Below are 21,949 nucleotides of genomic sequence, written 5' to 3'. Positions count from 1 at the left end.
TGAAATCTGGCTCGGTACTGAGACTTCGCGGGCACGGAGGCGGACGTCGGAAATCCCGGGGTCGGCGAACACCCCGACGACATTTGGCCTTCTCAGCCGTCCGTGCGGTGCGGTGCCATCAGCGCAACGGCGGCTCGCCAACCCAGCAGCAGCACCGCGGTGACCGCGGACGCGACCACGACGAAACTCGCGGCCACACCCGCCGAACTGACCTTGCGTAACACCATGCCGACCACGATGGTGCACAGCCACACGATCACCCCCGTGGGGGCGAGGGCGGTCGGCCGCCGCCAGCCGCGAGCCAGCACCCAACCGATACCAGTGCCGGTGAGAAATGGCCATGCCGTAGCCGCCAGGCCGGTGACGCTCAGTCCTTCGGCGTGGCTGCGACGTCCCACCGCGCAGAACACCAGCACGGCGACGACGTCGGCGGCCAGCCCCGCCAGCGCGCGCCGTGGTCGCATGCCGCGAGGCTACCGGGCCGGGGCAGTATTGAGTGATGAGCACCCCGACACCACCCGCCCTTGACCGCGACGACCCGCTGGGACTGGACGCGTCGCTATCCAGCGACGAGATCGCCGTCCGCGACACCGTCAGGCGGTTCTGCGCCGAACACGTCACCCCGCACGTCGCGGTGTGGTTCGAGGACGGCGACCTACCGGTCGCGCGCGATTTGGCCAAACAGTTCGGCGAACTCGGACTGCTGGGAATGCAGCTGCACGGCCACGGCTGTGGCGGCGCGTCGGCGGTGCACTATGGCCTGGCCTGCCGGGAGCTGGAGGCCGCCGACTCCGGCATCCGGTCGCTGGTGTCGGTACAGGGTTCGCTGGCGATGTTCGCCATCGCGAGCTTTGGCTCCGACGAGCAAAAGCGGCAGTGGCTGCCCGGCATGGCCACCGGTGACCTGCTCGGCTGCTTCGGGCTCACCGAGCCCGACGTCGGCTCCGACCCGGCCGCGATGAAAACCCGGGCGCGACGCGATGGTCCGGACTGGGTGATCACCGGGGGCAAGATGTGGATCACCAACGGCTCGGTCGCCGACGTGGCGATCGTGTGGGCCGCCACCGACGACGGAATCCGCGGATTCATCGTGCCCACCGACACCCCGGGTTTCACCGCCAACACCATCGATCACAAGCTGTCGCTGCGGGCGTCGATCACCAGCGAGCTGGTGCTCGACGGTGTCCGGCTGCCCGCCGACGCCATGCTGCCCGACGCGACCGGCCTCAGGGCGCCGCTGGCGTGTCTATCTGAGGCGCGCTACGGGATCGTCTGGGGAGCGATGGGCGCGGCCAGGTCGGCCTGGCAGTGCGCGCTCGACTACGCGACACAGCGCACCCAGTTCGGACGTCCGATCGCCGGCTTCCAGCTGACCCAGGCCAAGCTCGTCGACATGGCCGTGGAACTGCACAAGGGTCAGCTGCTGTCGTTGCATCTGGGGCGCCTCAAAGACAGGGTGGGCCTGCGCCCCGATCAGGTCAGCTTCGGCAAGCTCAACAACACCCGGGAAGCGCTCAAAATCTGCCGGACCGCTCGAACAATACTGGGCGGCAACGGGATATCGCTGGAGTACCCGGTCATCCGGCACATGGTCAACCTGGAGTCGGTGCTCACCTACGAGGGCACGCCCGAGATGCATCAGCTGGTGCTCGGTCAGGCCTTCACGGGCTTGGCCGCCTTCCGGTAGGACCGTCGGATGCCCGTCTTGCGGCGCTTCGGGTGTTCGGTCCTGGCTCTCGGGCTGCTGGCCGGCTGCGCCCCACCCCGCACCGGGCCGGCTTCGTCGCCGACCAACACCGGGGCCAAGGCCGACGCGGTCATCCGGATTGTGCGTGACTTCATGACGCAAGCGCATCTGAGGGCGGTGCTGGTCCGGGTCACCGTGGCCGGCAAGGAGGTCGTGACGCGGGCCGTCGGCGACTCGATGACCGGCGTGCCGGCCACCACCGCCATGCACTTTCGCAACGGCGCGGTCGCAATCTCCTATGTCGCGACGCTGTTGCTCAAACTGGTCGACGAAAAAAAGCTGCGCCTGGACGACAAGCTGTCCAGGTGGCTTCCCGACTTTCCGCACGCCGACCGGGTCACGCTGGGTCAACTAGCGCAGATGACATCCGGCTACCCCGACTACGTCCTCGGCAACGATGCGTTTGATGCCGAGCTTTACGCTAATCCGTTCCGGCAGTGGACAACACAAGAGTTACTCGATCAAATCTCTTCACGGCCACTGCTTTACGACCCGGGCACCAACTGGAACTACGCGCACACCAATTACCTCTTGCTGGGGCTGGCGTTGGAGAAGGCCGCCGGCCAAGACATGCCAACCCTGCTGCAGCGCAAGGTCCTTTCCCCCCTGGGCCTCACGGCCACCGCCAACTCCGATACCCCCGCCATCCCCGAGCCCGCCTTGCATGCATTCACCTCCGAGCGCCGAGGGGCCTTGAAAATTCCTGCCGGCGTGCCGTTTTACGAGGAATCGACCTTCTGGAATCCGTCGTGGACCATCACCCGCGGCGCCATCCAAACCACCACCATCTACGACATGGAGGCCACCGCGGTGGGGATCGGGTCGGGCAGGCTGCTCTCGGCGGATTCGTACAAGAAGATGGTGTCGACCGAGCTGCGCGGCAAGACCCGCGCCCAGCCGGGCTGCCCCACCTGCTTCGAGCAGAACGACGGCTACAGCTATGGTCTCGGGATCGTCATATCCGGCCATTGGCTGCTGCAAAATCCCATGTTCGCCGGTTACGCCGCGGTGGAGGCCTATCTGCCGTCGCAACGGGTCGCGGTGGCGGTCGCGGTCACCTACGCCCCCGAGGCCTTCGATGACCAGGGCAACTACCGCAACCAGGCCGACATACTATTTCGCAAGATCGGTGCCGAGGTAGCGCCGAACGACGCCCCACCCATGCCGCCGGGGAGGTAGGTAGCCATGGGAGTCATTGCCCGCGTTGTCGGTGTCGCCGCGTGCGGTTTGTCCCTGGCCGTGCTGGCCGCCGCGCCCACCGCGGGCGCGGAACCCACCGGCGCGCTGCCCCCGATGACATCCAGCGGCAGCGGACCGGTCATCGGCGACGGTGACGCCGCGCTGCGACAGCGGATCTCACAGCAGCTGTTTAGCTTCGGAAATCCCACCGTCCAGGAGGTTGACGGCTCGGACGCGGCTCAATTCATCACGGCCGCAGCCGCTGTCGCGGACCGCGATGTGGCGTCGGTGTTCTTGCCGCTGCAGCGGGTGTTGGGCTGCCAACAGAACACAGCCGGCTCGGGGGCCGGCTTCGGGGCGCGCGCCTACCGGCGAACCGACGGGCAATGGGGAGGCGCGATGCTGGTCGTCGCCAAGAGCACCGTTTCCGACGTCGACGCCCTCAAGGCCTGCGTCAAGTCCGGTTGGCGCAAGGCCACGGCGGGCACGCCGACTTCGATGTGCAACAACGGTTGGACCTACCCGCCGTTCGCCGACACCCGCCGCGGCGAAGAGGGCTATTTCGTCTTGCTGGCCGGCACGGCCTCGGACTTCTGCAGTGCGCCCAACGCGAACTACCGAACCACCGCGAGCTCATGGCCGGGCTAGCAGGCCGGCGGACCGTGGGGGTCCGCTGGTGGGCCCCTATGGCCCGCCAGGCCGATCGCAGAACGCCACACACAATGCCCAAGCAGGAATGGACACCCATTGCAGTTGCCCGTCCGCCGTGCGCTCGCAATATATCGGGCCGGGGTTCCCCCAGAGTTTCGCGCCTTCCGGCGAGCACGGTTGACCAATATCGGTATCGGCATGCGCTGGGCTACTTCCGATGAGGACCGCGATTGGAGCGATCGCCGTCAATATCGCCAAGCCGACCAACCTCAGTGCGTGCATGATCGACGCCTTCCTGTCGCAACAGCGCCAAACGACAAACTTGAGGATACAAGGAAACGGGATGGAGCAGGAGGGGCATACACATCACCCCAACCGACCATCCGGACGAGCCATGGGCTCCGGGCCTTAGCTGAATCGCATTGAAATACAACAACATCAGGACCCTGTGCCTTTGCCTAATACCCGTGTCGTCGGGCAGGTGCGTGGTCGCTCCAGCCCCTAGAAGGGCGGCGGGTCGTCGTCGGGATCGGGTGGTGGGCCGTGGGTCTCGGTGGCGATGACGGCCGCTTGGGCAATCCGGCGGGCTTGGTGGTTGCGGTGGCGTTCGGCTATGTAATGGGCGCGGTTTTGGGTGCGGGTGCTGGCCCGGCGCGGCATCATCGCGGTGCGCTGCCCGCGACGGTCGGCGCGGGCCGGGTCGGGTCGAGGTGGGTCACCGGTGGGGGTGCACAGCGCCGGGAACAGCAGCGCGCTGCCCGGGGTGGTGACGTAGGTCTGGTTACCCGGCAGCGTCCAAATCACGGTGCCGTCGGGCAGTTGCTGGGCGGGCCAGGCCCAGAAGGTGGCCAGCAAATGATGCAGCCGGCACAGGCATTTGAGGTTGGACGCGTGGGTGGGCCCACCGTCGGCGAACGCGATGGTGTGATCCAGGTCGCACTGGGTGGCCGGGCGGTCGCAACCGGGCGCCCGGCAGGTCAGATCCCGGGCCCGCACAAACGCCGCCAGCTTCACCGAGGGCCGATAACCCGGCTCCGGCCCGGCCGGGTGCTGGATCGGCTGCAGCCGGGCGGTCTTGGCCAACTCGGCCACCAGCTCGGCCGGGATCAGCCCGTCGCCGCCCAGCAACGCTGCCGGCGCCTGGCCGCGGCCCTCCAGGCTGGCCTGCTCGGCCACCACATGAATCACCACCGCCGACACCGGCGCCCCTCGGCGGCACAGTCGGGGCCGTCGCAGCGGCAGGCCAGCCGATCCGACCCGGCCGCCAACGCGCCCAGCGCGTCGGCGCGGCGCTGATCTGTGCTGCGCGGATCACCGGCACACACCGTGGCCACCAAGGCGTTCAGCCGCGCATCCAGGGCTTGGGCGTCGGTGGCATACAACTGGGCGTACACCTCGCCCATGCTCGGAATTCCAGATCGACACCTCCCGATCGCGGGCCCGCTCCCGCACCTGGCGCACCGCATCGGGGTCGGCCACCGCCACGATCCGATCGATCGCGGCGGCCAGCTGCCCCGGGTCATCGACGGCCAGCCCCGCACCCGCAGCGCCAGCTCGGCATCCACCCGCGCCAACACCTGCGGGTCGGTGATCAAATCGGTGCGATACACCAACGTCTGAAACATGTGGTAGTCGATTTCCCCGGCGGCAAACACCTGCCCGACCTTCGGCAGCCGCTCCCGCATCGCCCGGCCATGGTGCAGGTAACTGCCGGGCCGGCGATGTCGAGCCGTCGGAGAGGTGTACCTGGCCGCCATTGATGGCACTGCCGGACGCTGCCTGATCGAAGTGCGGGATTGCGCAGCGCCCAACAGCCATCCCGAGCGTCCGATCCGAAGGCGGCCCGACAAAGGCCCACAAGGCCCACAAGGCCCACAAAAAGTTACGCCGTTGGCATGACGGGAGTCGTACTGTGTAGCTGCGCCACAGCGACCAGACTGAAGGAGGACCATGACGCTCTCATCTGGTGAACCCTCGGCCGTCGGCGGGCGCCATCGCGTGGTCATCATCGGTAGTGGATTCGGCGGCCTGAATGCGGCCAAGGCGCTTAAACGGGCGGATGTCGACATCACGCTGATCTCCAAGACAACGACCCACCTGTTCCAGCCGCTGCTGTATCAAGTGGCCACCGGGATCTTGTCCGAGGGCGACATTGCCCCGACCACCCGGCTGATCCTGCGCCGGCAAAAGAATGTCCGGGTGTTGCTGGGCGAGGTCAACGCGATCGACCTGAAAGCGCAGACGGTCACGTCGAAATTGATGGACATGACCACGGTGACGCCGTACGACAGCCTCATCGTGGCCGCCGGCGCACAGCAGTCCTACTTCGGCAACGACGAATTCGCCACCTTCGCGCCCGGAATGAAGACCATCGACGACGCGCTGGAGCTGCGCGGCCGCATCCTGGGCGCGTTCGAGGCCGCCGAGGTCAGCACCGACCATGCCGAACGGGAGCGGCGCCTGACGTTCGTCGTCGTCGGCGCTGGGCCGACCGGCGTCGAGGTGGCTGGGCAGATCGTCGAGCTCGCCGAGCGCACCCTGGCAGGCGCGTTTAGGACCATCACGCCCAGTGAGTGCCGGGTGATCCTGCTCGACGCCGCACCCGCGGTGTTGCCGCCGATGGGTCCAAAGCTGGGTCTCAAGGCGCAACGGCGGCTGGAAAAGATGGACGTCGAGGTTCAACTCAACGCGATGGTGACCGCGGTCGACTACAAAGGCATCACCATCAAGGAAAAGGACGGCGGCGAACGCCGCATCGAATGCGCGTGCAAGGTTTGGGCGGCCGGCGTGGCGGCCAGCCCGCTGGGCAAGATGATCGCCGAGGGATCCGACGGAACCGAAATCGACCGGGCCGGAAGGGTGATCGTGGAACCCGATCTCACCGTCAAGGGACATCCGAACGTCTTCGTAGTCGGCGATCTGATGTTCGTGCCCGGCGTACCCGGGGTGGCTCAGGGCGCGATCCAGGGGGCCCGATACGCCACCACGGTGATCAAACACATGGTCAAGGGCAATGACGACCCAGCCAATCGCAAGCCGTTCCATTACTTCAACAAGGGCAGCATGGCGACGATCTCCCGCCACAGCGCCGTCGCGCAGGTCGGCAAGCTGGAGTTTGCCGGGTACTTCGCCTGGCTGGCGTGGCTGGTGCTGCACCTGGTCTACCTGGTCGGCTATCGGAACCGCATCGCAGCCCTGTTCGCCTGGGGGATCTCCTTCATGGGCCGCGCCCGCGGCCAGATGGCCATCACCAGCCAGATGATCTACGCCAGGTTAGTGATGACCTTGATGGAACAGCAGGCACAAGGAGCGCTGGCAGCCGCCGAACAGGCCGAGCACGCCGAGCAAGAGGCAGCGGGTTAGCTCAACGCTCGATCGATATCGGCAATCAGGTCGTCGGTGTCTTCCAACCCAACCGAGATGCGGACCACACCGTCACCGAGCCCGATCGCGGCCCGGCCCTCCGGGCCCATCGCCCGGTGCGTCGTGGTGGCGGGGTGGGTGACAAGCGATTTGGCGTCGCCGAGGTTGTTGGAGATGTCGATCAGCCGCATCTTGTCGAGCACCTCGAAGGCCCGCTGTTTGGCGACATCCTCCGGGCAGTCGAGTGCGAAGGTGACGACGGTTCCGCCACCGGACATCTGACGCTTGGCCAGGTCATATTGTGGGTGCGACGGCAGGTACGGGTAACGCACCCACCGAACCGAGGGATGGCCGTTGAGGAACTCCGCGATCCGCTGCGCCGAGGCATTGCTGTGTTGCACCCGAATAGCCAGCGTCTCAAGGCCTTTCAACAGTACCCAGGCGTTGAACGCGCTCATCGCCGGACCGGTGTGGCGCATCAACTTTTGCACCGGACCGTCGATGTACTCCCGGTCACCGAGTATGGCCCCGCCCAGCACCCGGCCCTGACCGTCGATGTGCTTGGTGCCCGAGTACACCACCACGTCCACCCCCAGCGGAAAACCCTGCTGCAGTAGCGGTGTGGCAAATACGTTGTCCAGCACCACTTTTGCACCCGCGGCATGTGCCAGCTCGGTCACCGCAGCGATATCCACCAGCGACTGCATGGGATTGGACGGCGTCTCGAAGAACACGGCCTGCGTGGGCACCGCAAGCGCCCGCTCCCATTGCGAGAGGTCGTCACCGTCGACGAAGACGGTCTGCACCCCCCAGCGCGGCAGGATCTCGCTGCACACCACGAAACACGAGCCAAACAGGCTGCGCGCGGCAACCAGTCGGTCTCCGGCACCCAGCAGCGCGCCCAGCGAGGTGAATACCGCGGCCATGCCACTGGCGGTGGCGAACGCCGCCGGGGCACCCTCGATCAGCCGCAGCCGCTCCTCGAACACCGACACCGTTGGGTTGCCGTAGCGGGAGTACACATAGTGGTCCAGCTCGCCAGCGAACGACTTCTCGGCAACCGCCGCCGAGCCGTAGACATATCCGGACGTCAGGTACATCGCCTCGGCGGTCTCTTCGAACCCCGACCGCAACATCCCGCCGCGCACCCCGACGGTGGCCTGGCTGACGCCGTCGGGCAGCGCCTTCGGGGTGCGGACCGAAGACTCGTCGGTCATCCCTGTCTCCACGGCAGTCCCACCGCCCGCCAGCCCGTTGCGCCTCGATGACCCTCGGCGTCGAGATGCCCTTCGAAGCCGTCCAGCACGTTATAGGCCGGCGTGATGCCCGCCTCGGTCGCGACCTCGGCCGCGCCGATGGAGCGGTTACCGGAGCGACACAAGAAAATAACGGGCCGCTCGTGCTGATCAGCGTCCGCCGGGATGCGGTCCCGCAACTCGGCGAGGAAGTTGTCGTTGTGCGTCCCGTCGGACGTCGCCCATTGGACATAGACCACTTCACGACCAAGGCTCGACAAGTCGGGCACACCGACGAAGCGCCATTCCGCCTCGCAGCGCACGTCGACCAGGACCGCCCGCGGATTATCGCTGAGCATCTCCCAGGCCTGAAGTGGCGTGATATCTCCGGCGTAGCTCACTCGCGTGAGTCTGGCACATTTAGCCGAGAGGCAACTTCGCGGGCGCGTTCGCGGGCGATTGCCACCTCGGGTGCGGTGGCCAGCGCCACCCCAAGCCTGCGGCCGAACATCACGACGTCGCTTTCCGGCACACCGAGCGCACCGGTCAGCGCATCGGCAGGTGGTGCTGCGCCGACCGCTGTCCGGCCTGCCGTGTGGTCCGGGTTGATCACCCGAGCGGCACCCGGCGAGATCATCATGGTGTCCACCGCCAGACCCAGGATCGCCCGGGCCTGCAGTTCGAACACCGAAAGCCGCTGGCTGCGCACGGTGACCCAGGCACTCCCAGCGGGACACGCGGTGACATCGGCGAAATACACCTCATCGCCGTTGATCATCAATTCGACGCCGAAAACCCCGCGTCCCCCGAGCGCCTTGACGATGCGCGCGGCGATCGACTTGGCCGCGTCCAGCGCCGCCGTGCTCAGCTTCTGCGGTTGCCAGGATTCCAACTCACCGGCATCGGCGTCGCGATGACCGATAGGTGCACAGAACTCGATGAGCGGTCCGTTCGGGCCCTGACTGCACACAACGATCATGGTGACCAAAAACTCGATCTCGACCACCGACTCGGCGCACACCCGAGGGCTCACTCCCCCAGTCTGCGGCTGTACTTGATGGCCTGCCGCGCGCTGCCAGGCGGGCTCGACCTCGTTGGGCCCGGCGACCACCGAGCTACCCTGGCCAGCCACCCCTGCCACCGGGCTCACCAGCAACGGAAACCCAGCATGGACGGCCACCGCTTGAAGTTCGCCAAGGGATCCGACGAACCAGAACGGGGCTGTGGGCAGGCCGAGCTGATCGGCGGCCAGCCGGCGCAGGCCCTCCCGGTCGGCCGTGCACCGGACGGCACGGGCGTTCGGCACCAGCTCAGTGCACTCGCCGTCGGCTTGCTCGACGGCATCGAGAGCATCCACAGACACCGCGGCGGTGACCGTCACCAAGAAATCCGGTTGCAGCCGCCGGATCACCGCCGTCAGCTCTTCAGCATCGGTCATGGTGACCACCACCGACTGGTCGGCTATCCGGTGGGCAGTCGCGCCGACATAGCCGTCGACGGCGATCACCTCCGCGCCCAAGCCCTGCAACGCGATCGCCAGCTCCCGGCTGGGTTCGGCCGAACCCAGCAACATCACCCGCCGAACGTCTTGGGGAGCTGCTGGGCGCTCATGCCTAACGGTGGGTTCGTGCTGTCCTTCCGTCCAGCCGTCGATCACCAGCTCACCCTCTCGCTCGGTCGTTGCTCGGCTCAATTATTTGTCTATTTTCGCAACTCCGCTCACATCTGCCTGTGTACTTTTGCTATGAGGAGGTGGGGGCAACTGAGTGACCTGATAACCCAAGCCATCCGAACTTGATGACCGCTTAGCCATCCATCCGGCTCCGACATGGTTGCCGCCACCCGAATAGGTATGCGCCCAGTCGCCTGGCTCGCGGCAGCGACGAACCCTGCGCGGACCGGACAGCTTCGGCAAAGGAGAATCCGTGTCTTTCGTGACGACCCAGCCACGCAGCGCTGAGGCTGCTGCCGGTGTGAGGAGCGGCTAGTCATGGATTTCGGTGCGCTACCACCGGAAATCAACTCCGCCAGAATCTATTCCGGTCCCGGCTCCAGGCCCCTGATGCAAGCGGCCGCAGCCTGGCAACGGCTGGCCAACGAACTGACCGCGACGGCGGCTTCCTACTCCTCGGTGATTTCCGGGCTCACCGGCGATGACTGGCTGGGCCCGTCGGCACTGTCGATGGCGGCCGCGGCCGTCCCCTATGTCGCGTGGATGAGGGCCACCGCCGCCTCGGCCGAGCAGGCCGCGGCTCAGGCCGTGGCCGCGGCGAACGCCTACGAGTCGGCGTACGCGGCGACCGTGCCCCCGACGGTAATCGCGGCCAACCGCCGCACAATGCTGTCACTGGTCAAGACCAATGTTTTTGGCCAGAACACCCCGGCGATCGCGACTAGTGAAGCGCAGTACGGCGAAATGTGGGCCCAGGACATCGTGGCGATGGAGGGCTATGCGGGCGCCTCGGCGGCCGCGTCGCAGTTGCCGCCGTTCACCCCGCCACCGGCGACCACCAGCGGGGCCGGGTCGCTGAGTGACGCCGCCGCGACAGCGGCTCAGGCGGTCGTACCGGCCGCCGCGGCGACCGACGTGAGCCTGCTACCAACCCTGCAGTCCTTCCTACCGCCGCCCTTCGACGCCATTCCGAACCCCATCGAGGATCTTGACGTTCTCGTAGCCGCAGCTGTAGCCGTCGCGGCTGGCAGTTTGGGGGTATCGGCGGCGCAGCTCGGCGAGATCTACCGCCACGACGTGGTCGACGAGGCCCAAAAGGCGCCGCATTGCCCAGCCGAATCCGACCAGACACCCGCTGGGGCCGCGGGTGACGGGGATCTCCCTGAGGTCGGAGGACGGGTCACCAGCCCGCCACAGCCGCCGGTCGCCGCGCTCACCGGCTACTCCGCTAACATCGGCGGACTCTCCGTGCCGCACAGCTGGAATCTTCCGCCAGCGGTGCGCCAAGTTGCGGCGATGTTCCCCGGCGCGACTCCGATGTATATGACGGGGGGTTCGGACGGCTCCTACGCCGGCCTGGCAGCGGCGGGTTTGGCCGGCACCGGTCTGGCCGGTCTTGCCGCCCGCGGTGGCTCCGCGCCGACCCCGGCTGCAGCCGCCCCGGCCGGAGCCGGCGGAGCCGGCCCGGCTGCCACCAGGCCCGCCGCCCAGCAGACGCCCGCGGTCCCCGCGGCGGCCGCCGGGTCAGCCATACCTGGCCTACCGCCCGGTTTGCCGCCCGGCGTGGTTGCCAACCTTGCGGCGACCCTGGCGGCGATTCCCGGAGCGACCATCATCGTGGTACCGCCGTCCCCGAACGCCAATCAATAGCACTCAGGTACGGCGGGCGGCCGCTTGAGCGAGTTGCAGTCGCGAGGTGAAGCCGAGTTTGGTGTAGACGTGCGTCAGGTGCGTTTGCACTGTTCGCGGTGAGACGAAAAGCCGCGTCGCGATGTCCTTGTTGGCCAGTCCCTCGCCAACCAGTCGCACGACGTCAATCTCGGTCGGAGTAAGCGATTCCCAACCGGTGGCCGGTCGTTTGCGCCAGGAGTGGCCACGTTGCGCATAGGCGATCGTCTCCTTGATCGACAACGCGGCACCTTCGGCCCATGCAGCGTCGAAGTCTTTCTCCCCCATCGCATCTCGCAGAGCCGTCACCGACTGCACATAGTCCGAACGGTAAATCGCGAAGCGGACCGAGCCGATCTGCTGTCGGATAGCCTCGGCGGCGCCGAAGAGTCGTGCCGCCGCATGGTGGGTGCCGGCGTCGCTGGCCAGGCCGGCAAGGCATTCGAGCACGTCGGGGAGATCCAGGTGTGCCCCGCTCTCGGCCGCGCACGCGAGCGCCTTATGCGCGTCGCGTTCGGCTTCTTCCCGCTTGCCCTCGGCGACCGCGATCCTGGCGCGAGTCGCCAGCGCCATCGCCAGATGATGGCCGGTCATTGACTGCACGGCATCGTCACACCAACGACGCGCTGCGCTAAGGTCACCACCAGCCAGTGCAGCCTGGGCATTGAACGCGCGCTGCACCGCTGCCGAGAGGGGCAGCGCCAAACTCAAGTTCCGCCAGGCCGCCTCGCTGGCATGTTGAGCCGTCTGCACGTCGCCGGCGGCCAACGCGGCCGTGGTCAACGCCGAGTAGCCCATACCCGCGAAGTACTCGCCCAGCTCGGCGGCCTCGAGAGCGGCGTCGGCCGCCGCCCTAGCCGCACTCAGTTCACCCTGGTAGGCGAGCGCGAAGGCCAGGCCCTGCAGGCTGTTGGCCTTGTGCAGCACTTCCTGAGACGCCTCGGCCTCGTCCACCACCTCGCCGAATTGGGCGGCGGCCGCGGCCAGCTCCCCCCGCATCAGCTGGGCGTAGCCGAGACACCAGCGGCACCACAGCGCATTGGAGTGGTCACCGATCGCGGCAGCCAGCTCGCGTGCCTCTTGGGCGGCCGGGCGTGCCGCGACCGGGTCACCCGCCACGACCGCATCGACCGCCTGAAAGGTAAGGATCTGGGCCAGCCTCCACCGGTCGTCTACCGCTCGTGCCAGGTCGATCGCCTCGGCGAAATAAGACGCGGCCGCATCGGCGCGAGCTACCGCTACCGCGATCAAGCCGCAGGCCGTGAGCGCCCGGGACAGCAGCGCCGGTTCATCGACCTCGCGCGCGATCACCAAAGCCTGTTGGGCCTGCTCCATACCGGCGGCGGCGTCGACGAAGATGTCGAGCAGGGCCTTGTCGGCCAATGCCCGGGCGCGCACCGCGGCCGCCACCTCGAGATGACGCGCATTCTCGTCGGCAAGAATGCTGTCAAACCAGGCGCGCCCCTCCTGGATGCGCCCCCGCGTCATCCATACCCGCAACAGGGAGGACGCCAGCGCCAAGGCGCCCTCGGTGTCGGAATTTTCCCGGTTCCACACAAAGGCGGCACGTAGGTTGTCGATCTCGGTTTCGGCTTGGTCGAGGCAGTGCGAATAATCGGAGGGTCCGGGATTGTCGACCCTGGCAGCCAGCGCCGTGTAGTAGTCACGGTGCCGCGCAAACACGGCGTCCACCTCGCCAGCCTCGGAGAGTTTTTCCAACGCGTAGTGGCGCATCGTCTCGCATAACCGATAGCACGTCCGGCCGCTGTTGTCGTCGGCCATCACCAGTGACTTGTCGACCAGCAGGGTGATCTCGTCAAGGACCTGGTAGCGCTGCACATCGCCGCTGCAGGCAACCGCCTGTGCGTCGTCGACAAAAAAGCAACCCACAAACACCGCAAGCCGGCGAAACAAGGTACGTTCCGGCTCGGTCAATAGCGTGTACGACCAATCCACCGAGGCCCACAGCGTCTGCTGCCGGTGCGCGGCCGTGCGCGCACCGCCGGTCAACAGCGCGAACCGGTCACGCAAGCCATCGATGATCTCGTCAAGCGTCATCGACCGCAGCCGCGCAGCCGCCAGCTCGATCGCCAGCGGCAAACCGTCCAGCCGTTTGCAGATCTCGGTCACTGCGGCGGAGTTGTCGTCGGTGAGGCGAAAGTCCGGCCGGACTCGCTGAGCCCGGTAGCAAAACATCTCAACGGCTTCATCGCTCAGTGACAGCGACGGCACCCGGTAGCTCACCTCACCCTCGACCCGGAGCGGCTCACGACAAGTTGCCAGCAACCTCACCCCCCGGCACGCTTTCACCAGCGCTAACACCAAGGCCGCCGTCGCATCCAGCAGGTGCTCGCAGTTATCGAGCACCACCAGGGCTGGACGCCCGCCAAGAAAGCGCAGCACGGTGTCCGTCGTGGAGCGGCCCGGCTGGTCGTGCAGTCCCAGCGCGCCCGCCACCGTGACCGGCACCAAGTCGGGGTCCGTGATCGGCGCCAGATCCACGAACCACGCGCGACCGAACTCACCGGCGATCTGCGCCGCGAGCTGCGCCGCCAGCCGTGTCTTGCCCACGCCGCCGGCGCCGGTCAGGGTCACCAACCGGTTATCGGTCACCAACCGGTGCACCTCGGTGATCTGCGCGCCGCGCCCCACAAAACGCGTCAGGTGCACCGGAAGACCATGGGCCACATCGTCGTTGGCCACCCGCAGCGGCGGGAAATCGATACGCAATTCGGGATGACACAGCTGCATTACCCGCTCCGGACGCGACAGATCCCGCAGCGCGTGCGTCCCCAGGTCAACCAGCCATGCTTTGTCCGGGAGGCGATCGATGACCAGGCTTTCGGTCACGCCCGAGAGCACCGTCTGGCCCCCATGCGCCAAGTCACGCAGGCGCGCGGTCCGGTTGATGGTCGGACCGGCATAGTTGCCTTCGTCGCGGAGCGCGACCTCCCCGGTGTGCACGCCTATGCGCAACCGGATCGGTGCGAGCCGCGCTCGCTGCAAGTCCAACGCGGCGGCCACGGCATCCGACGCGCAGGCGAACGCGAGGACAAAGCTATCACCCTCACCCTGCTCGACTGGGCGTACGCCGTCATGGGCGGCAATCACACCAGACACGGCTTTGTCGAGGCGCGCCACGGCAGCACCCATGTCGTCTGGATGGGTCTCCCACAGCCAGGTGGATCCCTCGACGTCGGCCAACAGCAATGTCACTGTGCCCCGTGGCAGCAACTTGCTCATCCCCGCTCCACTCAGTCGCACTCATGCTAGCCAGCGGTGACCGGGTAGCAAAGGCCGTATGCGATGTCGAAGCGACGCCACCGGACGGTGGATTTCCGCCCGGCTAGCGCGACAGTGGGTCGTGCTGAATGCGCTCCGGTGGCGCGCCTTTGGCGATCAGGGCGGCCTTGGTGGCGCGGACCATGGCCGGTCCACCGCAGATCAGAATCTGCCGATCGCCCCAGCCGCCGTATCGGGAGACCACATCGGGTAGTCGGCCGGTCTGGCGCACGTGCAGACCGCGCGGCGCCGACACGTCGGGATAGTCGGCGGCCCAAGCCGGATCACCGTTGTACTCCGACACCGGCGAGACCGACAGCCACGGATTGTGCGCCGCGATCTGCCACAGCGTGGGCAGGTCGTAGAGTTCGCAGGCATAGCGTGCTCCGAAGAACAGGTGCACGCGCGGATTCACCGCGAAGCGGCTGAGGTCAATGATCAGCGCCCGCAGCGGCGCCAGCCCGGTGCTACCGGCGACCATGAGCACGTCGCCACCGTCGCGGTCCACCCGAAAGGCTCCGTGCGGACCGGACAATCGCCACCGGTCACCGGGCCGAGTTTCACCCACGATGGCGTTGCTGACCAGGCCACCGGGAACCACCCGGACGTGAAACTCGATCCGCCCGTTCGGGTCGGCCGGAATGGCTGGGCTGAGATATCGCCACCGGCGGGGGCATTGCGGAACATGCACGTTGACGTATTGGCCAGGGTAATAGTGCAGCGGGCGGTCCAGCTGCAGCCGAGCGACCGCAAGGTCGCGTGACACCCGGATGTGCTCGACGACCGTGCCGTCCCACCAGGCGGGCGCGTCATCGGCGTCCGCGGCACCGCTCATCACCCCGATGATCAGGTTGAGCGACTGGCCGGCGGCCTCGTCGACGGCGTCCGTCCAGGCGCCCCGGCTTGGATGGCCCAGATAGTCACGCAGGGTCGTATACAGCGCGCGGCGCAACGTGTCGTACTGGGTTGGCAGCACACCGTATTTGCGGTGGTCGCGGCCGAGCTGGGCAAGAAAGGCCACCGGTTCCTCGGCGCGCTGCGCCACCAGCTCGCCGTACACCCAGTGCAGCGCCTGCCCGAAAGCGGCTCGCTGGGCGCCCATGTCGGGTGGGAACAGGTCGCGTACCGAGGCGTCGAGGGCAAACCAATGGGCATAGAAGCGGCGGACCAGTTCCGGGTCGTCGAGCTTGAAGGCGTTTTGCAACACCCGCAACGCGTCCCGGTCCTCGAGGCCCACGGACCTCGATTCTAAGCTCGCGGCGAAACGGCGGCGGATGCACAAGTGGGTAAAATTGAGCGGAACAGACTCAACATTGACGGCGTTGAACAACCCGACAAGCATTTCGAACGGACCCCGAATGGAGGTGTCGTGGACTCGTTTAACCCGACGACCAAGACGCAGGCGGCGCTAACCGCGGCGTTACAGGCGGCTTCGACCGCCGGCAATCCCGAGATCCGGCCCGCTCACCTGCTGATGGCGCTGCTGACCCAAAACGACGGTATCGCCGCACCGCTACTGGAGGCTGTCGGTGTCGAGCCCGCCACCGTCCGCGCCGAAACCCAGCGCCTGCTCGACCGTTTGCCGCAGGCGACTGGAGCCAGCACGCAGCCGCAGCTGTCCCGCGAGTCGTTAGCGGCGATCACCACCGCGCAGCAGCTGGCCACCGAGCTGGACGACGAGTACGTCTCCACCGAGCACGTGATGGTCGGGCTGGCCACCGGTGACTCCGACGTCGCCAAGCTGTTGACCGGCCACGGCGCCTCGCCGCAGGCGCTGCGGGAGGCGTTCGTCAAGGTGCGCGGCAGCGCCCGGGTCACCAGCCCCGAACCGGAGGCGACCTATCAGGCGCTGCAGAAGTACTCCACCGACCTGACCGCCCGCGCCCGCGAAGGCAAACTCGACCCGGTCATCGGCCGCGACAACGAGATCCGCCGCGTGGTGCAGGTGCTGTCCCGTCGCACCAAGAACAACCCGGTGCTGATCGGTGAGCCCGGCGTCGGCAAGACCGCGATCGTGGAGGGCCTGGCGCAGCGGATCGTGGCCGGCGACGTGCCGGAGAGCTTGCGCGACAAGACCATCGTCGCGCTCGATCTCGGCTCGATGGTCGCCGGCTCCAAATACCGCGGCGAATTCGAGGAACGGCTCAAGGCCGTCCTCGACGACATCAAGAACTCGGCCGGCCAAATCATCACGTTCATCGACGAGCTGCACACCATCGTCGGCGCCGGCGCCACCGGCGAGGGCGCGATGGACGCCGGCAACATGATCAAGCCGATGCTGGCCCGCGGCGAGTTACGGCTGGTCGGGGCGACCACACTTGACGAGTACCGCAAGCACATCGAGAAGGACGCCGCGCTCGAGCGCCGTTTCCAACAGGTGTACGTCGGCGAGCCGTCGGTGGAGGACACCATCGGCATCCTGCGCGGGCTCAAAGACCGCTACGAGGTGCACCACGGGGTGCGCATCACCGACTCGGCGCTGGTGGCAGCTGCCACTTTGAGCGACCGGTATATCACCGCCCGCTTCCTGCCCGACAAGGCCATCGACCTGGTCGACGAGGCGGCCAGCCGGCTGCGGATGGAGATCGACTCGCGGCCCGTCGAGATCGACGAGGTCGAGCGGCTGGTGCGCCGGCTGGAGATCGAAGAGATGGCGCTGTCCAAAGAAGAAGACGATGCGTCGGCGGAGCGGCTGGCCAAGCTGCGCTCCGAGCTGGCCGACCAGAAAGAGAAGCTGGCCGAGCTCACCACCCGCTGGCAGAACGAGAAGAACGCGATCGAAATCGTCCGCGACCTCAAGGAGCAGCTGGAAGCCCTGCGCGGGGAATCCGAGCGGGCCGAACGCGACGGCGACCTGGCCAAGGCCGCCGAGCTGCGCTACGGGCGCATCCCCGAGGTGGAGAAGAAGCTCGACGCGGCGTTGCCGCAGGCGCAGGCCCGGGAGCAGGTGATGCTCAAGGAGGAGGTCGGTCCCGACGACATCGCCGACGTGGTGTCGGCGTGGACCGGCATCCCGGCCGGTCGGCTGCTGGAAGGCGAGACCGCCAAGCTGCTGCGCATGGAAGACGAGCTGGGCAAGCGGGTCATCGGGCAGAAGGCCGCGGTTACCGCAGTCTCTGATGCGGTGCGGCGCAGCCGGGCCGGGGTGTCCGACCCCAACCGGCCCACCGGGGCGTTCATGTTCCTCGGCCCGACCGGTGTCGGCAAGACCGAGCTGGCCAAGGCGCTGGCCGACTTCCTGTTCGACGACGAGCGGGCGATGGTCCGCATCGACATGAGCGAGTACGGCGAGAAGCACACCGTGGCTCGGTTGATCGGCGCCCCGCCCGGCTATGTGGGATACGAGGCGGGCGGTCAGCTGACCGAGGCGGTGCGCCGGCGTCCCTACACGGTGGTGCTGTTCGACGAGATCGAGAAGGCGCACCCGGACGTGTTCGACGTGCTGCTGCAGGTCCTCGACGAGGGCCGGCTCACCGACGGGCACGGCCGCACGGTCGACTTCCGCAACACCATCTTGATCCTGACGTCCAACCTGGGGTCGGGTGGCAGCGCCGAGCAGGTGCTGGCCGCGGTGCGCGCTACGTTCAAGCCGGAGTTCATCAACCGGCTCGACGACGTGCTCATCTTTGAGGGTCTCAACCCCGAAGAGCTGGTGCGCATCGTCGACATCCAGCTGGCGCAGCTGGGCAAGCGGCTGGCGCAGCGGCGGCTGCAGCTGCAGGTCTCGCTGCCGGCCAAGCGCTGGTTGGCGCAGCGCGGATTCGACCCGGTGTACGGGGCGCGGCCGTTGCGCCGGCTGGTGCAGCAGGCCATCGGTGACCAGCTGGCCAAGATGCTGTTGGCCGGCCAGGTGCACGACGGCGATACCGTGCCGGTCAACGTCAGCCCCGACGCCGACTCGCTGATCCTGGGCTGATTTGTCTGACGAGCAGACGCGGAATCGCACGCGTGAGGTCCGCGCAGTGCGATTCCGCGTCTGCTCGGCGTGGAAGGTGACTGGGTTGTGACCTGGTCGCATTCTCGGTTCCGGGCCGCCAGCGGATAGGCTATGCACCGATGGTCCCGCTTTGGTTCACGCTCTCGGCACTGTGCTTCGTCGGTGCCGTGGTGTTGCTGTACGTCGACATCGATCGACGCCGCGGGCGCAGCAGACGCCGCAAGTCGTGGGCGCGATCGCACGGGTTCGACTACGAACGGGAATCCACCGAGATACTCAAGCGCTGGACGCGCGGCGTGATGTCCACAGTTGGCGATGTTGCCGCCCATAACGTGGTGCTGGGTCAGATCCGCGGCGAGGCGGTGTACATCTTCGATCTCGAGGAAGTCGCCACCGTGATCGCGCTGCATCGCAAGGTGGGCACCAATGTCGTGGTCGACCTGCGGCTCAAAGGCCTGAAAGAGCCACGAGAAAGCGACATCTGGCTGCTGGGCGCGATCGGGCCACGGATGGTGTACTCCACCAATCTAGACGCGGCCCGGCGCGCCTGCGATCGGCGGATGGTCACCTTCGCGCACACCGCGCCCGACTGCGCCGAAATCATGTGGAACGAGCAGAACTGGACGCTGGTCAGCATGCCGATTGCCAGCACCCGTGCCCAGTGGGACGAGGGCCTGCGCACCGTGCGCCAATTCAACGACTTGCTGCGCGTGTTGCCGCCGCTGCCGCAGGAGATGCCCCAACAAACCGGGGTGGGACCGCGCGGCGCGGCACCTGGCCGACCCGTGGCCCCGGGCGGCCCCGCGGAGTTACCGCCGCGGCGCGCCCAGCCGGATCCGGCAACCACGGTGCTGCCCGATCCGGCTCGTCGGGCCCCCGAGCCGATCCGCCGCGATGAAGGCCGCTCCGAAGGCGTTCGGCGCCCGCCGCCGGCCGGACGCAACGGCCAGCAGGCCACCAACTACCAACACTGAGACCGCGGATGTCACGCCCGAGGCCACCGCGGTGACGCCGCATGTGATCGGCCTCCCGCGTGGCGGCGTGAGGAGAAGCCGTGGCCGGACCTGACCGCGCAGAGTTGGCTGAGTTGGTGCGCCGGCTGTCGGTGGTGCACGGCCGCGTCACGCTGTCGTCTGGCCGGGAGGCCGACTACTACGTCGACCTGCGTCGCGCCACCTTGCACCATCGGGCGTCCGCGCTGATCGGCCGGCTAATGCGCGAACTCACTGCCGACTGGGACTATTCGGTTGTCGGCGGCCTGACACTCGGGGCCGATCCCGTGGCGACCGCCATCATGCATGCCCCGGGCCGTCCGATCGACGCGTTCGTGGTCCGCAAGTCGGCGAAAGCCCATGGCATGCAGCGACTTATCGAAGGGTCGGAGGTTACCGGGCAGCGGGTGCTGGTGGTAGAGGACACCAGTACCACCGGTAACTCCGCGCTGACGGCGGTGCACGCCGTCCAAGACGTGGGTGGTGAGGTTGTCGGCGTGGCTACCGTGGTGGATCGCGCCACCGGGGCCGCAGAGGCTATCGAAGCCGAGGGACTGCGCTACCGCAGCGTGCTGGGCCTGGCCGATCTGGGGCTGGATTAGGCGTCGGCGGCATCGCTGTGCGCATTCTCGTTGCCTGGGCCACCTGCGGCGCCGTCGTCCTGTCCGGTCTGACGGGCTGCTCGGGTTCGAGTCATTCCGGTCGCACCTACGGCGCCCAGAGCGCCCGGACCGGCGAATCGCTGGCGGTGCTGGGCTGGAACATGTCGGTGTCGAATCTGCGCTGGTCCGGCGACTATGTGCTCATCGACGTGGATGCATCCCCGACGGACCCGCATGCGCCGCACGCCAAGCCCGAAGACATTCGCTTCGGGCTGTACGGCGCGTTGGCCCATCCGATGGAATCCGCTGCGCTCGGCAGCTGCGGCGACGCGATGGCCCACGTGCGCGACGTCGTGTCGCCGCTATCGGCGCCTGCCGGCCGGCTCACCGGCACGGTCTGCCTGGGTCCGCTGAAAGAGCGAAGCGCCGTCCGCGGCGTGTACACGTACTCGCCCCGCGATCGGATCCCGGGTACTGCCGCGGCCTATCCGGCCGCGTTTCCGGTGGGGATGCTGCCGACCAATCAAAACGACGCCGGTCTGGTGGTCAAGACCACCAGCGTCTCGGCTTGGCGCGCCGACGGCATGCAGCTCGGTAAGCCCCAGCTCGGAGATCCGGTGGCGTTCACCGGTAATGGCTACATGCTGCTGGGGCTGGAGGTCGACGCCGTCCCGGATCGGTATCGGGACGACTCGGCTGCCCGCGGCGGTCCCATGATGCTGCTCGCCGCACCGACACTGCCCGGCCGCGGACTGAGCCCGGCGTGCGCGACGTATGGATCCTCGGTGCTGATCCTTCCTGACGCGCTACTGGACGCGGTCCACATCAGCGCGTCGCTGTGTACGCAGGGCGAGATCAACGAGGCGTTGCTGTACGCGACGGTCGCGACAGTGGGAACCCACGCCGCGTTGTGGACCTCGCGATGAGTGCGCTTGGGCCCGGGCCTACGGAATGGGGCGCGCCGACCGGCGGCGTGGGGCCCTGGGCAGGCGACCTCCCGGACGACCCCCGATACGACCCGGTGTTGTTGCGCGACGGCGATGCTCGCAACGTCGTCGACGCCTACCGGTACTGGACCCGAGAGGCGATCATCGCCGACATCGATACGCGCCGTCACCCCTTGCACGTGGCGATCGAGAACTTCGGACACGATGCCAATATCGGCTCGGTGGTGCGCACCGCCAATGCATTCGCCGTGCACACCGTGCACATCGTCGGGCGCCGGCGGTGGAATCGGCGCGGCGCCATGGTGACCGACCGCTATCAGCGGTTATGCCACCACGACAGCACCACCGGGCTGCTGGAGTTCGCGGCGGGCGCCGGCTTGACCGTGGTGGCGGTGGACAACGTCCCGGGTGCGGCGCGCCTGGAGCAGACCGCGTTGCCGCGGGAATGCCTGCTGTTATTCGGCCAGGAAGGGCCCGGCATTACCGACGACGCCCGTGCCGGCGCGGCGGTCACGGTGTCGATCGCCCAGTTCGGGTCGACGCGAAGCATTAACGCCGGCGTGGCCGCCGGAATCGCGATGCACGCCTGGATACGGCAGCACGCGGACCTGGGCCGCGCCTGGTAGGCCTCGGCGAGCAGACACAAAATCGCACGAATCAACCGCAAACCGTGC

17 protein-coding genes and 1 pseudogene are annotated in these 21,949 nt (G+C 67.5%); 10 read left to right on the top strand and 8 right to left on the bottom strand.

Annotation, left to right across the window (positions count from 1 at the left end; translation table 11 throughout):
- Window positions 1-92 precede the first annotated feature (92 nt).
- The gene (locus MCAN_RS02080) at window positions 93-464 is read right to left on the bottom strand and encodes a DUF3054 domain-containing protein (RefSeq protein ID WP_014000209.1); all 372 of its coding nucleotides are present in this window, start codon (window positions 462-464) and stop codon (window positions 93-95) included.
- Between the two features lie 35 nt (window positions 465-499).
- On the opposite strand from MCAN_RS02080, the gene MCAN_RS02075 reads away from it, so the two are divergent.
- The 3 genes from MCAN_RS02075 to MCAN_RS02065 are packed head-to-tail and all read left to right on the top strand — an operon-like array spanning window position 500 to window position 3,574.
- On the top strand, window positions 500-1,687 hold the full coding sequence (locus MCAN_RS02075) for an acyl-CoA dehydrogenase (protein WP_014000208.1): 1,188 nt from the start codon (window positions 500-502) through the stop codon (window positions 1,685-1,687).
- A 9-nt stretch (window positions 1,688-1,696) separates the two neighbouring features.
- Window positions 1,697-2,926 carry a serine hydrolase domain-containing protein gene (locus tag MCAN_RS02070; RefSeq protein ID WP_014000207.1) on the top strand — a complete coding sequence of 410 codons (1,230 nt, stop codon included), beginning with the start codon at window positions 1,697-1,699 and terminating at the stop codon, window positions 2,924-2,926.
- Window positions 2,927-2,932: 6 nt separating this feature from the next.
- Window positions 2,933-3,574: a hypothetical protein gene (locus MCAN_RS02065; protein WP_014000206.1), complete on the top strand. Its 642-nt coding sequence runs from the start codon at window positions 2,933-2,935 to the stop codon at window positions 3,572-3,574.
- A gap of 36 nt (window positions 3,575-3,610) precedes the next feature.
- On the opposite strand, the gene MCAN_RS02060 is transcribed toward MCAN_RS02065, so the two are convergent.
- Together MCAN_RS02060 and MCAN_RS23250 are read right to left on the bottom strand one after the other, a co-directional pair.
- Window positions 3,611-3,859, bottom strand: a complete 249-nt coding sequence (locus tag MCAN_RS02060) for a hypothetical protein (RefSeq protein WP_003898430.1) — start codon at window positions 3,857-3,859, stop codon at window positions 3,611-3,613.
- A 219-nt stretch (window positions 3,860-4,078) separates the two neighbouring features.
- Window positions 4,079-5,262, bottom strand: a pseudogene (locus tag MCAN_RS23250) (DUF222 domain-containing protein).
- Between the two features lie 265 nt (window positions 5,263-5,527).
- Here MCAN_RS23250 and MCAN_RS02045 point away from each other — a divergent pair.
- Window positions 5,528-6,940 carry an NAD(P)/FAD-dependent oxidoreductase gene (locus tag MCAN_RS02045; protein WP_003898428.1) on the top strand — a complete coding sequence of 471 codons (1,413 nt, stop codon included), beginning with the start codon at window positions 5,528-5,530 and terminating at the stop codon, window positions 6,938-6,940.
- On the opposite strand, the gene MCAN_RS02040 is transcribed toward MCAN_RS02045, so the two are convergent.
- The 3 genes from MCAN_RS02040 to purT are packed head-to-tail and all read right to left on the bottom strand — an operon-like array spanning window position 6,937 to window position 9,832.
- Window positions 6,937-8,157: an O-succinylhomoserine sulfhydrylase gene (locus MCAN_RS02040; protein WP_014000205.1), complete on the bottom strand. Its 1,221-nt coding sequence runs from the start codon at window positions 8,155-8,157 to the stop codon at window positions 6,937-6,939. The genes MCAN_RS02045 and MCAN_RS02040 overlap by 4 nt on opposite strands.
- Window positions 8,154-8,576, bottom strand: coding sequence for a rhodanese-like domain-containing protein (locus tag MCAN_RS02035; protein ID WP_014000204.1), 423 nt, complete (start codon window positions 8,574-8,576; stop codon window positions 8,154-8,156). Before MCAN_RS02035 ends, MCAN_RS02040 begins: the two co-directional genes overlap by 4 nt.
- Window positions 8,573-9,832, bottom strand: coding sequence for a phosphoribosylglycinamide formyltransferase 2 (gene purT, locus MCAN_RS02030; protein ID WP_014000203.1), 1,260 nt, complete (start codon window positions 9,830-9,832; stop codon window positions 8,573-8,575). Before purT ends, MCAN_RS02035 begins: the two co-directional genes overlap by 4 nt.
- 333 nt (window positions 9,833-10,165) lie before the next feature.
- Here purT and MCAN_RS02025 point away from each other — a divergent pair, with 333 nt between their 5' ends.
- Window positions 10,166-11,497, top strand: a complete 1,332-nt coding sequence (locus MCAN_RS02025; RefSeq protein WP_015287807.1) for a PPE family protein — start codon at window positions 10,166-10,168, stop codon at window positions 11,495-11,497.
- Between the two features lie 3 nt (window positions 11,498-11,500).
- Here MCAN_RS02025 and MCAN_RS02020 read toward each other — a convergent pair whose 3' ends face one another.
- Both MCAN_RS02020 and MCAN_RS02015 read right to left on the bottom strand, forming a co-directional pair.
- On the bottom strand, window positions 11,501-14,758 hold the full coding sequence (locus MCAN_RS02020) for a helix-turn-helix transcriptional regulator (protein ID WP_003401912.1): 3,258 nt from the start codon (window positions 14,756-14,758) through the stop codon (window positions 11,501-11,503).
- Between the two features lie 103 nt (window positions 14,759-14,861).
- Complete coding sequence (locus MCAN_RS02015) at window positions 14,862-16,034, bottom strand: FAD-binding oxidoreductase (protein ID WP_003401910.1); 1,173 nt, start codon at window positions 16,032-16,034, stop codon at window positions 14,862-14,864.
- 132 nt (window positions 16,035-16,166) lie between these two features.
- Between MCAN_RS02015 and clpB the strand changes: the two genes are divergently transcribed.
- From clpB to MCAN_RS01990, 5 genes are all read left to right on the top strand, one after another.
- A complete protein-coding gene (gene clpB, locus MCAN_RS02010; protein ID WP_014000201.1) occupies window positions 16,167-18,713 on the top strand; it encodes an ATP-dependent chaperone ClpB in 2,547 nt (848 codons plus the stop codon).
- Window positions 18,714-18,853: 140 nt separating this feature from the next.
- Window positions 18,854-19,708, top strand: coding sequence for a trehalose monomycolate transport factor TtfA (ttfA, locus tag MCAN_RS02005; protein WP_003401897.1), 855 nt, complete (start codon window positions 18,854-18,856; stop codon window positions 19,706-19,708).
- A gap of 80 nt (window positions 19,709-19,788) precedes the next feature.
- Window positions 19,789-20,328 (top strand): orotate phosphoribosyltransferase, encoded by a 540-nt coding sequence (gene pyrE / locus MCAN_RS02000; RefSeq protein ID WP_003401894.1) that lies wholly within the window; start codon window positions 19,789-19,791, stop codon window positions 20,326-20,328.
- Window positions 20,329-20,345: 17 nt separating this feature from the next.
- Window positions 20,346-21,254 (top strand): hypothetical protein, encoded by a 909-nt coding sequence (locus MCAN_RS01995; protein ID WP_003401890.1) that lies wholly within the window; start codon window positions 20,346-20,348, stop codon window positions 21,252-21,254.
- Window positions 21,251-21,901, top strand: a complete 651-nt coding sequence (locus MCAN_RS01990; RefSeq protein ID WP_003900914.1) for a TrmH family RNA methyltransferase — start codon at window positions 21,251-21,253, stop codon at window positions 21,899-21,901. Before MCAN_RS01995 ends, MCAN_RS01990 begins: the two co-directional genes overlap by 4 nt.
- Window positions 21,902-21,949: the final 48 nt, after the last annotated feature.

Origin of the sequence: Mycobacterium canetti CIPT 140010059 (genome assembly GCF_000253375.1) — a bacterium.
Taxonomy (GTDB): Bacteria; Actinomycetota; Actinomycetes; order Mycobacteriales; family Mycobacteriaceae; genus Mycobacterium; species Mycobacterium tuberculosis.
Note: the sequence above shows the minus strand (reverse complement) of the source record. Positions and strands in the feature narration are given on the sequence as shown.